General features: G+C 69.3%; 16 protein-coding genes. 11 read left to right on the top strand and 5 right to left on the bottom strand.

Annotated features, from left to right (window positions below; translation table 11 throughout):
* The first annotated feature begins 2 nt into the window (after nucleotides 1–2).
* Genes ABIC35_RS18705 through ABIC35_RS18675 form a run of 7 tightly spaced genes read left to right on the top strand, consistent with a single transcriptional unit; the run spans nucleotide 3 to nucleotide 4555 of the window.
* Complete coding sequence (locus ABIC35_RS18705) at nucleotides 3–425, top strand: hypothetical protein (RefSeq protein ID WP_084581885.1); 423 nt, start codon at nucleotides 3–5, stop codon at nucleotides 423–425.
* Complete coding sequence (gene sctJ / locus ABIC35_RS18700; RefSeq protein WP_121075946.1) at nucleotides 422–1186, top strand: type III secretion system inner membrane ring lipoprotein SctJ; 765 nt, start codon at nucleotides 422–424, stop codon at nucleotides 1184–1186. Before ABIC35_RS18705 ends, sctJ begins: the two co-directional genes overlap by 4 nt.
* Nucleotides 1183–1659 (top strand): hypothetical protein, encoded by a 477-nt coding sequence (locus ABIC35_RS18695; RefSeq protein WP_121075949.1) that lies wholly within the window; start codon nucleotides 1183–1185, stop codon nucleotides 1657–1659. The genes sctJ and ABIC35_RS18695 overlap by 4 nt, the downstream gene beginning before the upstream one ends.
* Nucleotides 1656–2243, top strand: a complete 588-nt coding sequence (locus ABIC35_RS18690) for a FliH/SctL family protein (protein WP_121075952.1) — start codon at nucleotides 1656–1658, stop codon at nucleotides 2241–2243. Before ABIC35_RS18695 ends, ABIC35_RS18690 begins: the two co-directional genes overlap by 4 nt.
* Complete coding sequence (locus ABIC35_RS18685) at nucleotides 2240–3559, top strand: FliI/YscN family ATPase (RefSeq protein WP_121075955.1); 1320 nt, start codon at nucleotides 2240–2242, stop codon at nucleotides 3557–3559. Before ABIC35_RS18690 ends, ABIC35_RS18685 begins: the two co-directional genes overlap by 4 nt.
* On the top strand, nucleotides 3549–4004 hold the full coding sequence (locus ABIC35_RS18680) for a hypothetical protein (RefSeq protein ID WP_121075958.1): 456 nt from the start codon (nucleotides 3549–3551) through the stop codon (nucleotides 4002–4004). Before ABIC35_RS18685 ends, ABIC35_RS18680 begins: the two co-directional genes overlap by 11 nt.
* Nucleotides 4001–4555, top strand: a complete 555-nt coding sequence (locus ABIC35_RS18675) for a hypothetical protein (RefSeq protein WP_121075961.1) — start codon at nucleotides 4001–4003, stop codon at nucleotides 4553–4555. The genes ABIC35_RS18680 and ABIC35_RS18675 overlap by 4 nt, the downstream gene beginning before the upstream one ends.
* Before the next feature lie 11 nt (nucleotides 4556–4566).
* On the opposite strand, the gene ABIC35_RS18670 is transcribed toward ABIC35_RS18675, so the two are convergent.
* Nucleotides 4567–5037, bottom strand: coding sequence for a hypothetical protein (locus ABIC35_RS18670; protein WP_121075964.1), 471 nt, complete (start codon nucleotides 5035–5037; stop codon nucleotides 4567–4569).
* Between the two features lie 123 nt (nucleotides 5038–5160).
* On the opposite strand from ABIC35_RS18670, the gene ABIC35_RS18665 reads away from it, so the two are divergent.
* Complete coding sequence (locus tag ABIC35_RS18665; protein WP_121075967.1) at nucleotides 5161–5538, top strand: hypothetical protein; 378 nt, start codon at nucleotides 5161–5163, stop codon at nucleotides 5536–5538.
* 4 nt (nucleotides 5539–5542) lie between these two features.
* On the opposite strand, the gene ABIC35_RS18660 is transcribed toward ABIC35_RS18665, so the two are convergent.
* Nucleotides 5543–5878: a hypothetical protein gene (locus tag ABIC35_RS18660; RefSeq protein ID WP_121075970.1), complete on the bottom strand. Its 336-nt coding sequence runs from the start codon at nucleotides 5876–5878 to the stop codon at nucleotides 5543–5545.
* Nucleotides 5875–7179 (bottom strand): phage tail tip lysozyme, encoded by a 1305-nt coding sequence (locus tag ABIC35_RS18655; protein ID WP_121075973.1) that lies wholly within the window; start codon nucleotides 7177–7179, stop codon nucleotides 5875–5877. Before ABIC35_RS18655 ends, ABIC35_RS18660 begins: the two co-directional genes overlap by 4 nt.
* A 207-nt stretch (nucleotides 7180–7386) precedes the next feature.
* On the opposite strand from ABIC35_RS18655, the gene ABIC35_RS18650 reads away from it, so the two are divergent.
* Nucleotides 7387–8097 carry a GAF domain-containing protein gene (locus tag ABIC35_RS18650; protein WP_121075976.1) on the top strand — a complete coding sequence of 237 codons (711 nt, stop codon included), beginning with the start codon at nucleotides 7387–7389 and terminating at the stop codon, nucleotides 8095–8097.
* Nucleotides 8098–8127: 30 nt separating this feature from the next.
* On the opposite strand, the gene ABIC35_RS18645 is transcribed toward ABIC35_RS18650, so the two are convergent.
* Both ABIC35_RS18645 and ABIC35_RS18640 read right to left on the bottom strand, forming a co-directional pair.
* Nucleotides 8128–9048: an ankyrin repeat domain-containing protein gene (locus ABIC35_RS18645; RefSeq protein WP_121075978.1), complete on the bottom strand. Its 921-nt coding sequence runs from the start codon at nucleotides 9046–9048 to the stop codon at nucleotides 8128–8130.
* Nucleotides 9049–9082: 34 nt separating this feature from the next.
* A complete protein-coding gene (locus ABIC35_RS18640) occupies nucleotides 9083–10006 on the bottom strand; it encodes a lipase family protein (RefSeq protein WP_121075980.1) in 924 nt (307 codons plus the stop codon).
* Nucleotides 10007–10185: 179 nt separating this feature from the next.
* On the opposite strand from ABIC35_RS18640, the gene ABIC35_RS18635 reads away from it, so the two are divergent.
* Nucleotides 10186–11040, top strand: a complete 855-nt coding sequence (locus ABIC35_RS18635) for a DUF1521 domain-containing protein (RefSeq protein WP_183049359.1) — start codon at nucleotides 10186–10188, stop codon at nucleotides 11038–11040.
* Between the two features lie 255 nt (nucleotides 11041–11295).
* Nucleotides 11296–11721 (top strand): DUF805 domain-containing protein, encoded by a 426-nt coding sequence (locus ABIC35_RS18630; protein WP_121075986.1) that lies wholly within the window; start codon nucleotides 11296–11298, stop codon nucleotides 11719–11721.
* Nucleotides 11722–11729 lie beyond the last annotated feature (8 nt).

Below are 11729 nucleotides of genomic sequence, written 5' to 3'. Positions count from 1 at the left end.
CGATGAGCATCGATGCGATCGGCGCGCTGGTCGCGCCGGCCGGGGGGCAGGGCACGAACGGCGTGTCCCGCGCCTTCGAGTTGCTCGCCCCCGGCGGCCATGGCGGCGGCGCCACCACCCCGCAGTTCGACGCGCGCTTCCAGGCGGCGCTGGAGAAGATGGGCGGGGTGCAGGGCACCGTCGCGGCGGGGCCCATCCCGCCGGCGATGAAGGGCATGTTCAACGCGCTCGACCAGGTGAACGTCCAGGCCCGCGCCGTCTCGCGCTATGCCGAGACGGCCGAGGCCAGCGGCGGGCAGCTGACGCCCGGCGAGATGGTCCAGCTCAACATGAAATGCTCCGAATTCATGTTCCAGGCGCAGCTTACCTCCAACATCGCCAACCGCAGCTCGGACGGCGTGCAGCAACTGTTCAAGCAGCAATGAGCGGCCGCGCCCCCGCTAACCGCTGGCAGGCGCGGATCGCCGCGCCGCTGCTGGTGATTGCCGCCTTCGGGCTTGCCGGCTGCAGCCGGCAGGAAGTCTATGGCAAGCTCACCGAACCGGCCGCCAACGAGATGATCGCCGTGCTCAACCAGGCCGGCATCACCGCGACCAAGGTGGCGGGGGAGAAGGACCAGTGGAGCATCGCCGTCGACCAGGCCGATTTCGCCCGCGCGGTGGAGACGCTGCGCGCGCACGGCCTGCCGCACGAGGACTATGACTCGCTCGGCTCGGTCTTCAAGAAGGAGGGCTTCACCTCCACGCCGCTGGAGGAGCGGGCGCGGCTGATCTACGGCCTCTCGCAGGAGTTGAGCCGGACGATCAGCGGCATCGACGGCGTGGTGCAGGCGCGGGTGCATTTGACCATGCCCGAGGCCGATCCGCTGTCGCGCGAGGCCAAGCCCTCGGCGGCATCGGTGTTCGTGAAGTATCGCACCGGCTTCGACCTGCGCAGCCAGACCGGCGCGATCAAGTCGCTGGTCACCAACTCGATCGACGGGCTCACCTATGACCGCGTTTCGGTAGTGATGGTGCCCGCCCAGGCGGCGCCGGTGCTGCCGGAGAGCGAGGGCATGGTGTCGGTCTCCACGCTGATGCGCGGGGCGATCGGCTTGGTCGCGCTGATCGTGCTGGCGATTGCCGGACGCGGGCTGTGGCGGATGCGCAAACCCCGGACCAGCCTGCCGGATACGGTGCAGCGGTGAACCGGGAGGCGCGGACCGCCAAGCTGGCGCTGCTTGCCCGGCATTGCGGGCAGGGGCGCGGCGCGCGCTTTGCCCGCCGGGTGCAGGGCCAGCCGACGGTGGGGTTCGGCGACCTCGCCAAGCTGCCCGACTGGCTCGACGCGCCCGAGGAACAGCGGGCGCGGATCGCGGCGGCGGCCGGGCTGCTGCGCCACCGCCGAGCGATCGATGCCGAGCTTTCGGGGCCGCGGCTGGCAGCACTGGCGGCCGCCGTGGGCGAGCCGCTGTTCGACGCGGTCTGCGAAGCCGAGGTTCCGGAGATCGTCGGTGCGGAGAAGTTGCCCGCGCCCGAGCGGGTGCTCGCCGCCGGTGCGCAGTTGCTGGAGGCGGCCCTGCCGCTCGCCTTGCGGGACCGGTTTCCCGGCGCGCGTGACGATGCCGTGGCGCGCGACTTGCTGGCGCGCGCCCATGCCATTGCGGAGAGCCTTGCATGACCTATCATCTCGTCCATGCCGATGACGCCGCGCTGCTGTTCAGCGAGCGGGCGGTGATCAAGCGCGACGAGCGCCAGTCCTTCGCCGATGCGGTGGCGTTGCTGGGGGCAGTGCGCGAGGCGCAGGCGCGGGCGGTGCAAGCTGCGAACGATGCGTCGGAAGAGGCGTACAGCGCCGCGCTTGGCAGCGCCAAGGCGGAGATCGGCGACGTGCTCGCCCGCGAGATTGCGCGATTTTCCGAGGCTATTGATTTGCAAGAGCAGGCTCGTCGCAGCGAGATCGCCGATGCGGCGTTGGCGGCGGTGCATGCCGTGCTCGGCGAACTCGACGATGCGACGCTGGTGCCCGCGCTGGTCGCCCGCGCGCTCGACCGGCTGCAGCCACAGGGTGCGGTGATCGTCGCCGTGGCGCCGGACATGGCGGACAAGGTTGCGGCACGGCTGGAGGCGTTGACCGAAGTCACCATTCTGCCCGACCCGGCGCTCGGCGCCCATGACTGCGCGATCCGCACCGAACAGGGGCAGGTGATCGCCAGCCTTTCCGTGCAGCTCGAAACGCTCGCCAAGCGCTGGGGGGTGGCATGAGCGATCCGCTGGCGCTGCTCCGCGCGCTCGATGCCGCGCCGATGTTCGAGCAGCATGGCCGCATCGTCGGCGCGCTCGGCACGACGCTGCGCGTCACCGGGGTGCGCGCGCGGATCGGCGAGAATTGCGAGATCGTCGATGCCGAGACCGGCTTCTCGCTCTGGGCCGAGGTCATCGGCCTCGCCGATGGCGGCGCGATCCTCACCCCGCTCGGTGACTTGCGCGGCCTGTCGATGCACAGCGACGTGATCCTGCGCAGCGGCGAGGATCGCGTGCCCTATGGTGCGGACATGCTGGGCCGCGTACTCGATGCCCGGCTCCAGCCGCTCGACGGGCTGGGGAGCGTGCGTCGCGGCACCGACCGGCCGATCCATGGCGAGGCGCCCAACCCGATGCACCGCCGCCCGATCGACGCGGCGATGGAGACCGGAATCCGCGCGATCGACGGGCTGATGCCGATCGGCATCGGCCAGCGCGTCGGCATCTTCGCCAGCGCCGGAGTCGGCAAGTCGACGCTGCTCGCCAATCTCGCCCGCAACGCCCAGTGCGACGCAATCGTCATCGCGCTGATCGGCGAGCGCGGCCGCGAGGTGCGCGAGTTCATCGAGGAGACGCTCGGCGCCGAGGGGCTCGCCCGCTCGGTGGTGATCGTCGCGACCTCCGACCGCCCGGCGATGGAGCGCGTGCGCGCCGCCCATGTCGCCACCGCCATTGCCGAGGGGCTGCGCGACGAGGGCCGGCACGTGCTGCTGCTGATGGACAGCGTCACCCGCTTCGCCCGCGCGCTACGGGAAATCGGGCTGGCGGCGGGCGAGCCGGCGGTGCGGCGCGGCTTTCCGCCGTCGGTATTCGCCGAGCTGCCGCGGCTGTTCGAGCGCAGCGGTACTGCGGAACACGGGGCGATTACCGCGCTCTACACGGTGCTGCTGGAAGATGAGGACGGCGATCCTATCGGCGAGGAAGTGCGCTCGCTGCTCGACGGCCACATCGTGCTTTCGCGCAAGCTGGCGTCGCGCGGGCATTATCCGGCGATCGACGTGCTCGGCAGCCTCTCGCGCCTGTTCCCCCGCCTCGCGAGCGGGGCGCAGCAGCGTGCCGCGCACGGACTGCGGGCGATGCTGGCCAAGCTCGACGAGATCGAGCTGCTCGTCCAGATCGGCGAATATCAGCCCGGCCGCGACCCGCTCGCCGATCGCGCGCTGGCCGAACGCCAGGCGATTGCCGCCTATCTGCGCCAGTCCGGCACTGAACGCACCTCGCTGGGCGAGAGCATCGCCCGGCTGCGCACCTTCGAGGAGATGGACCATGCCCGCTGACAATCGCGCGCCCGTGCTGGCGCGCATCGCCCAGATGCGCGAGCAGCGCCTCACGCGCGCGCTGATCGAGGCGCGCGCGGCTGCCGAGCAGGCGCAAGCAGCCGCCAGCGCCGCCGAAGCCGCGCGTATCGCGGCGGAACGCGAGCGCGGCGATGCCCGGCTGCTCTTCCAGGCAAGCCCGGCCTGCCCGCAAACGCGGCTCTGGCTCGACCAGCGCGTCTCGGAAGAGATTGGCGCGGCGGCACGCGCCAGCGACCAGCGTGCGCGCCACGAACTCGCGGTCGATGCCCAAGGAGCCGCCGGACGCGCGCTCGACCAGCACCGCGTGCGCAGCGAGAGCGTCGCCGCGCATCACCAGACCCTGCGCCGCGCCGAGCAGCGCCGGGCCGAGGATCGCGTCGATTCGGAGGCCGCCGCCTTTCTCCTGTCGCGAGGCTGGGCATGAACGGCGCGCCCACCAGCGGCTCGGTCCAGAGCAAGCCTGCACCCACCCCCCGCGATGCGCCTGCCAAGGGCGAGCCCGAAGCCGCGCCGAAGCAACGCAAGGCGTTCGCTGATGCGCTCTCCCGTCACGCCGGCAAGCGGGCGGCGAAGGATCCCGGAACGGACAAGGCCGACGGGCTGGCGGCGATGATGGCGCCGCGCGACTTTGCGGCGCTGGCCATCGCGGCACGGCCCTCTGCTGCGGGTGCGGTCGATCCGGCGCAGCATGCCCAGCTCGATCGGATCGCCGCCGCCATTGCCGAAGTCAGCAAGACCGCGAAGCCCGAAGTACACCTGTCGCTGCCGCTTGGCAGCTACAAGGTGGAAGGCGCGGTGCTGGGGCATGACCTGGCGGGGCAGGTCAACGTGCTGCTGATCCCCTCCGCCGCGGTGCCGCCTGCCGTGGCAGCGCAGTGGAGCGAGCAACTGCACGAGCGGCTGCTGCGCCGCGAGGTGCGCGTCGGCAAGGTGGGTGTGCAGGGCAATGCGGTGCCGTTGGCGGCGCGGCGCTGAGGCCGCGTCGCTCAGCGATCGACCCGCGTCGGATCCTCGCGCAGCTGGAAGATGGCGGAATCGATCGTCGCGACGACCTTGTCGCTGTCCGACATACCCGGCCGCCCATCGGGATCGAGCAGCGCATAGCCCAGGCCGGACAGCCGATCGAGCACGTCGCTGGTCGGGCTGGCCGCGACGAGCGCCGCAACCTCGCTGGTGAAGTCGTTCAGCGCACGCGACAGCCGCCCGGCATCGGCCGGGCTCGCGTTCAGCTGGGCGGCGAGGTCGCGCGCCACGCCTTCGGTGCCATAGGCGTCTCCGGCCCGCAGCGGCGATCGCCCGCCCGGCACGAGGCCCAGCTCGCGGGTCACGGTACCGGCGACACGGTTGCTGATCACCGTCATCGCCTGGCCGGCGAGCGATCCGGGCGTGCTGCCAGCGGCACCGACGGCGCCGATCGCGCTTGTACGGGGGCCAGTGATTCCGATGGGCTGGGTCATCGCCGAATCTCGTCCGTGGAATGGAACATGCCAGCGTAGATAGCGGGTTGCGAGCGCCCGCGCGCTCCACGAATCGCTTAGGCAATGCTACGGAACCACGTCGCTGTTTGCGGGAGTTGCGTGATGATCCTTCCCCTGGTCGCTGCTGTCGCCGCCGAGGTCGCGCCCGCGGATCGCGCCGCCATTCTCGATGCCGCGCACCACGCGATCGCCCGCCGCATCGGCAAGACGCCCAGGCTGCTGGTGCGCACGCTTGGCCATCAGGGTGAGTGGGTGTTCCTGATCGCGACGATGCAGGACAAGGCTGGGCGCCCGATCAGCTACGCGGGCACCCCGCTGGCATCGGCGGAGGCCGAGGGCATGGTCTCGAAGGACTATGTCGCGCTGTTCCGCCGTGCCGGCACTGGCTGGCGCGTGGTCGAGGAGGCGCTGGGCCCCACCGACGTTGCCTGGGCCGATTGGGCGGAAAAGCACGGCGCGCCGAAGGCGATTTTCGGCTGAGCGCTCAATAGGTCCCGCGCGCGTTGCCGCGGGTCCAATATTCGAAGCTGCGGTCCAGCGCGCGCGTGGAGAAGACCACATGGCCGCGGTTGCGCTCGAAGCCCATCGCGGGGGTGCCGTCCAGCGTCCCCGCCCACCAGCCATTGGCATGCTTGCCGGCGAAGACGACCTGCTTGCCGCTCTTGCCCTTGGCACGCAGCTCTAGGGTGCCGCCGGCCCCCGCCTGCACCTGAAGGGTGCAGGGCTCGGGCGGGGCGATGTCGAACACGCAGGTCGCGGGTTCGGCGGCGGCGGCGGCGGCGGCAGCGGCGGCGAGCGCAGCGAGGGGCAGCAGGATCATCGCTGGAAGATGGTGTTGGCGAGCTGCGACCGGTAGGCGGAATCGCCCACGATATCGGCAGGCCGTTCATAATAGCGGCAGACGATCGCCCCGGCATCGCCGGCGCTGGTCGCCTGGGCGAGGCGACGCCCGGCCGCGCTCTCGGTGCCCTTGAGCTCGTGCTGAACGAAGGCGAGCTGCTCCTCGAACGTCGAGTTGCGGATGTCGTGCCCGGCAAAGGCGGCGAAGTCGGCCTGGCGCGGCCCTTCCCATTGGCCGAGGCCATAGCCGGGGCCGCCGCCGGTCTGGCGGATATTGGGCTCCATCCGGCTTTCGGCGTCGAGATTGGCGACGATCCCCGCTGCCTGTGCACGGGTCCAGCCCTGCGCCTGGAAATAGGTCATCGCCTGGTCGATCCGGCCCTGGCGGGTCGCCGAGGGCGCGCCGGTGCCCGCGGTGCCGCTCGCCTTCGTGGGAGCCGTGACCGAACCGGGCGCGTGGAGGATCTTGGCGCCGTGCGACAGCGCCCAGGAGAGATTGCCCGTCGTCACCTTCTGGGTGCCGTCGGCATTGCGGTTGTTCGATCCGATCGTCTGGCCGTTGCCCGCATAGAGCACGGTATGCGAGACGCCGCCGCCCTGGATGATCACCACGTCGCCGGGCTTGGCCTGTGCGGCGCTGACCTCGGTCCAGCCCTGCGCGCGCAGCGTCTTGTCGAGCTGGGCAACGGAGTCCGTGTGGAGATTGCCCGGCAGCTGCCCCGCCTCCGTGAGCACCGCCGATACGAAGTTGGCGCAGCAGACGTTTGCCGGGACATTGGCGTTCATCGGCAGATTGTCGCTGCGGTCGCCGCGCAGTTCGGCGGCGTTGCGGCCGAGATATTGCCGCGCGACATCCGCGGCGTTGCGCCCCGTGCCGCCGCCTTCGATACCGCCGGTTGCCTCGGCCCCTTGAGTGCGGGCAGTCCCTCCGCCGTTGAGCCGCAGCGTCTGGCCGGGCAGGATCATGCCCGGATTGGCGAGGCCGTTGTCGAGCGCGAGGTCGTGCCAGTCGAGCCCGAAGCGGGCGGCGATGCCCGAAAGCGTGTCGCCCGCTTGCACGGTATAGTCTGCGACACCGGACTGCGGCAGCGCGATCGTCTGGCCGGGAAAGATCAGGTTGGGATTGCGGATTTGCGGATTGGCCGCGCGCAGGGCGGAAAGCGACACGCCGTTCCGTGCCGCGATGCTCGACAGCGTGTCCCCATGGCGGACGGTGTAGCCGCCGCTATCACCACTGCGGACGCCGCCGGATGTACCGGTGCGGCTGATCGAGTCGAGCATGGAACGCCTCCCTGAACTGTCGGGAGCAAAGGTCGCACCGAGCGGCTGAGCTGTCTCTCGACGATTCGTTTAGACGCGGAGTGCCGAGGGTCCGCCGCAGCCGACGGCTTTACGATATGCACGCCACCGGTCGCGAAGTTAAGGCGAAATCAGTTGCGCAACTACATGTTCGACCCATAATATCACTTGTCATCAAGGGAATAGAACATGCGTTTGGAGAAGGCTGAGGGTGAGCCGCAGCACTTGATCGAGCTGCGGCGCCAGGCGCGTGTACTTACCAGCGGTGTGTTCGGCATGCGCGGCGATGCAGAACTTTCGCAGATCGTAGAAGATGCAGCCAAGGCGACGCGTTTTCCCTTCGCGGCGGTCTCCATCGTAGATCGGTCTCGGCTCTGGCTTGCCGTCGCCTATGGTTTCGACCCCCGGGAATTTGACCGGCCCGACAGCTTTTGCGACGCCGCCATCAAGGTGCCTGGCTTCGCGCCGCTCTGTGTCGCCGACGCGTGGCAGGAGCAGCGCTTCCAATTCGCGCCTGCCGTCATCGAAATGAACGTGCGGGCCTATTATGCAGCGCCTCTGGTCACGAGCGACGGCCTGGCGCTGGGAACGCTTTGCCTGCTGGACCAGAAGCCGCGCAAGGTTGGGGCCGACGCGCTGGACACGCTGCGGACTTTTGCAGGGAACGCCTCGGCGGTTATCGACCGTGAATCCAATGCGGTGGCCTATGCCGAATTCGCCATTGCCGAGCTCTCCTCGCGCATCCGTTTCGCCATGGCGGAACGCGACGAAGAGACGGTTGGCGCACTCGATGCCGAGCTTCGACGGCTGGAAGCCACGCTGGAGCCGAACTGGCAATCGAGCGGGGTGCAGGCCGGCGGGGCAGCTGCGGATGCCGTGGACGGGCCGACGAGCCACTGACCGCCACCGGGCCTGCGTCTGCGGCAAGCGTTAGTTCTTCGTCGCGCGGATCCGTTCGAGAACCGCGGGCGCCACTAGCATCCCTGCCTTGGCCATGGCGGGTGTCGGCCAGCTGCCGCTTGCCACCTGTTGCTTGATCGTCGCCCGATCGGGTGGGGGCCAGCCAAAACCGGCGTTGCGCGCGCGTTCGAGCAATCGGGCGCGTGCTGCGAGCATCTCGGGGCTGGTGAAGATCACCGGCTGGTCGAGCAGCGCGTGCGCGGCCATGCTGCCGTCGTCGGCGACGCTCCACAGCGTGCCGCCTTTCTCGACCAGCAGCTCGGCGATCTCGGCCTGTTCGGCGTCCAGCGCCATGCGAACTGGGTCGATCCCGAAGCGATCGGTGCGACGCGGATCGGCGCCGTGACGGAGCAGCGTCATCACCCCGCCAAGATGGCCGAAGGCGATCGCGTTGCGCATCGCGCTTTCGCTGCCGGCGGCTTGCGGGTCCGGTGACGCGCCGGCCGCAAGCAACTGCTCCGCGATGGCCGGGCTGTCGGCCAGGATCGCCAGTGACAGCGCTGCGCCGGGCTTCACGCCGTCCTTGGGCATGCCGGCGGCGAACAGCATCGTCACCGCATCGGCATCGCAGCGGGCGACGGCGATGGTGAGCAGGTCGCCATATTGGCCGGCGGGGGGCTGCGGGACCTTGGGGTCGGCGACCACCATGGTGCCGATCAGCCGCGGATCGTGCGCCAGCATCGCGTGCGCGTCCTCGACGCGGCCGTCGAAGATCGCCTCGGCGAGTGCCCGGCCCGCAGCGCCGTTGTTCAGATGCGCAAGGACGCGGGTACGGTCGGGCAGCACCACCGAGGCGCGCTTGGTGTAGCAACTGGGCGCGGCGGCCATGCATCCTCCGATCGGGGCGGTCGCCAGCATCAGCGCGGCGAGGATGCGGACGCGGCGGTTCATGGGGCCATGCTGTAGGGAGTAGGCGAGCCCCGGGTCAATGCGCGCCCAGGCTGCTTTGCACCCAGTCCATCTGGTGACGGGCGATCGGCGTGTCCTGATACCAGTGCTGGCCTGCAGGCTGCTTGGCATCGAGCGGGATCCGTGTGCCATAGGCTTCGGGTGCATCGGCAAGGATCGCGCCGGGGATGCCGCCGAGGATCGCCCCGGCCACCCGGTCGCCGCCATCCTGGATGGCCGAGAGGACCTCCCCGCGCACGTAGAAGGCTGCGATCCTGGGCGCCGGCGCATCGCCTCGGATCGCCCCGGCCTGGCTGATCGTGGCATTGCTGAGCCCGGCGGCGTTGAAGGTCTGCGCCTCGCGCCCGCTGGCCAGTGCCGCCGCCGAGGCGAGGCCGCCGCCCAACGAATGACCGGTGATCGTCACCTGCGCCTCCGGGTGACGGCCGATCGCCTTCGCGATCAGCAGCGCGCGGCCATATTGGTCCGAGGGGAGGCCGACCCCCTGCTGGGCATTGGCCTTCCAGTCGCTGCCGTCCGTGGTGCCGCGGAAGCTGACGACGTAATTGGGGCCGCCATCGCCTTCCGCCACGTAGACGCGGGCGCGGAAGCTGCTCTGCGGCGAGGTTAGGTCCTCGGCGCGCAGGCCGAGCTGGGCGAGATCGTCGCTGCTCGCGACGCGGTAGCCGGCGGGCGGGGCGGGGACATCGTTGTAGACGTCCGCCGCCATCGCCGCGAGGTCCACGGTGGAAGGTCCGCCGGTCCGCTCGGCCGTGAGCTGTGGGGCTTCGCTGCGGACGAACTGGACCGGCGGCGCGGGCTGCTGCCAGGCAAGCAGCTCGCGCGGGGGCAGGTGACGGGCCTGGAAATCGTCGTTCGCGGCGCGGTGCCGCGACGTCGAGATCGCCGAGGAAGCCCCGATGCCGGTGGGTCGCGATAGCTGGTCAGCTGCCGACATCATGTTCGTCGTTCCTCGTCGAAGGCCGTCGGACCCCGGATGCCATTCTCGGTGCCCTCCGTCGCTAGACGATTCGTTTAGGCGGGCTACGCGATCTGGCGATGCTGCGGCGGGGCGGGACGTGGGAAGCAGCAGCCATAGCAACGGGCTCGCACCCAATCGCCTTTTCCAGGAGCATGGACATGACGACGATCTCGACCGCCGCCTCGACTCCGTTCGCCGCCGCGCAATTGGCGCTCGCCGGCGGCGTGCTCGCCCAGCAGTTCAACCCGCTCGGCGCCAGCGCCTATGCCAGCGCGATGCTGCCGTCGCTGCTTTCGATCCAGTTGGGAACCATGGCGGGCGCCGGGCAGCTGCAGCCCCAGGCGGGCTTCACCGCACAGACCACCGGCCAGAGCACCGCGCGCGTTGATCTCGGCGACGGCTACCACCTCGCCATCGACGAGCGTAACAGCGAGATGACCATCGTCAACGAGAAGACCGGCCAGAGCACCCGCGTGTGGGGCGATCCGCATGTCGACGTGAACGGCAAGCACCAGTTCGACTTTTACGGCACCACGACCTTCGAGCTCGACAACGGCACCAAGATCACGGTCAATACCGAGCAGGGGAAGGGCAACCCCAACGTCTATTATGCCAGCCAGGTGGTGGTGACGCGCGGCGCCAATGCGGTGGTGATCGACGGCATCAGCCAGCAGCAGCTGGGCGATCTGTCGGTCAGCGTCTCGACCAACGGCTATGCGCTCGATGCCGCCAACCGCGACGGGTTCACCGTCCTGGAGTCGGCTGCCGGCTGGCAGACCGAGCTGGGCGAAAAAGTGACGCAGGCAGATGCCGACCTGACCAAGCCGGGCCAGATCTATGGACCGGACAGCACCATGCCGAGCCTGTCCGAACTGGGCAGCGCGATGGGCAGCTTCCTGCTGTTCGGCAGCCTGATGGGGCTAGCGCTGGAGAGCCATGTCGCTTCGAGCTCGGGCCGGGCGAACGATGCGGCCGCGCTCCATCGCCAGCCTCTGGCGGCCCTGCTGTCGTAAAGGGGCGCTGGACGCGTTTGCAATACCATCAGCGTGGAGCATCGTCGGCAGCGCCAAAGATGCTCCACTGTCTTCTTGCGGTCGATCTGCCGGGAGACCGCAAGATGTGCGGCTTGCATCGCCGCGGGGTAAGTAGTTGTTAATCATAATAGTTTTGTTAACGACGAACCTGCTGCCCCCGCTGGCTGCTTGAACTTGCCCCCATCTGCAAACCGTGGTCTGATATTTTTCCTGTAACGACCCAAGGGGGGCTTAATGGAATGGATGTTTTTGCCGCTGAAGCGGTACGCTGATTTTCAGGGGCGGTCGCGGCGGCTTGAATATTGGATGTTCGCGCTGCTCATGTTTCTCGCCGTGCTCGTTTGGGCAGGCGTGTTCGTGGCTGTTGCCGGCGTGGGCGGATTTCAAGCCGGCGCGATGAGCAACCTTGCCACAATCTGGGTGTTCGCCGGCGTGCTCGCCTATCTCGCGATCCTGATTCCGGCGATTGCGGTACAGGTCCGCCGCTTCCACGATCGCGACATGAGCGGCTGGTTCGTGCTGCTCAACTTCATCCCCTATGTCGGCGGGCTGATCGCCTTCGTGTTCATGGTCCTGCCCGGCACCCCGGGCGAGAACCGCTTCGGCCCCGATCCCAAGGATCCCGACAACGTCGCGAGCATGGCCGAGGTTTTCGGCTAAGCCGGCTT

The organism is Sphingomonas trueperi (assembly GCF_040545965.1).
GTDB classification, from domain to species: Bacteria; Pseudomonadota; Alphaproteobacteria; order Sphingomonadales; family Sphingomonadaceae; genus Sphingomonas; species Sphingomonas trueperi_C.
Note: the sequence above shows the minus strand (reverse complement) of the source record. Positions and strands in the feature narration are given on the sequence as shown.

Excerpts from the sequence above, each read along its gene's own strand:
- ABIC35_RS18705 (WP_084581885.1), top strand. The coding sequence starts at position 3 with ATGAGCATCGATGCGATCGGCGCGCTGGTCGCGCCGGCCGGGGGGCAG.
- sctJ (WP_121075946.1), top strand. The coding sequence starts at position 422 with ATGAGCGGCCGCGCCCCCGCTAACCGCTGGCAGGCGCGGATCGCCGCG.
- ABIC35_RS18690 (WP_121075952.1), top strand. The coding sequence starts at position 1,656 with ATGACCTATCATCTCGTCCATGCCGATGACGCCGCGCTGCTGTTCAGC.
- ABIC35_RS18685 (WP_121075955.1), top strand. The coding sequence starts at position 2,240 with ATGAGCGATCCGCTGGCGCTGCTCCGCGCGCTCGATGCCGCGCCGATG.
- ABIC35_RS18680 (WP_121075958.1), top strand. The coding sequence starts at position 3,549 with ATGCCCGCTGACAATCGCGCGCCCGTGCTGGCGCGCATCGCCCAGATG.
- ABIC35_RS18675 (WP_121075961.1), top strand. The coding sequence starts at position 4,001 with ATGAACGGCGCGCCCACCAGCGGCTCGGTCCAGAGCAAGCCTGCACCC.
- ABIC35_RS18670 (WP_121075964.1), bottom strand. The coding sequence starts at position 5,037 with ATGACCCAGCCCATCGGAATCACTGGCCCCCGTACAAGCGCGATCGGC.
- ABIC35_RS18665 (WP_121075967.1), top strand. The coding sequence starts at position 5,161 with ATGATCCTTCCCCTGGTCGCTGCTGTCGCCGCCGAGGTCGCGCCCGCG.
- ABIC35_RS18660 (WP_121075970.1), bottom strand. The coding sequence starts at position 5,878 with ATGATCCTGCTGCCCCTCGCTGCGCTCGCCGCCGCTGCCGCCGCCGCC.
- ABIC35_RS18655 (WP_121075973.1), bottom strand. The coding sequence starts at position 7,179 with ATGCTCGACTCGATCAGCCGCACCGGTACATCCGGCGGCGTCCGCAGT.
- ABIC35_RS18650 (WP_121075976.1), top strand. The coding sequence starts at position 7,387 with ATGCGTTTGGAGAAGGCTGAGGGTGAGCCGCAGCACTTGATCGAGCTG.
- ABIC35_RS18645 (WP_121075978.1), bottom strand. The coding sequence starts at position 9,048 with ATGAACCGCCGCGTCCGCATCCTCGCCGCGCTGATGCTGGCGACCGCC.
- ABIC35_RS18640 (WP_121075980.1), bottom strand. The coding sequence starts at position 10,006 with ATGATGTCGGCAGCTGACCAGCTATCGCGACCCACCGGCATCGGGGCT.
- ABIC35_RS18635 (WP_183049359.1), top strand. The coding sequence starts at position 10,186 with ATGACGACGATCTCGACCGCCGCCTCGACTCCGTTCGCCGCCGCGCAA.
- ABIC35_RS18630 (WP_121075986.1), top strand. The coding sequence starts at position 11,296 with ATGGAATGGATGTTTTTGCCGCTGAAGCGGTACGCTGATTTTCAGGGG.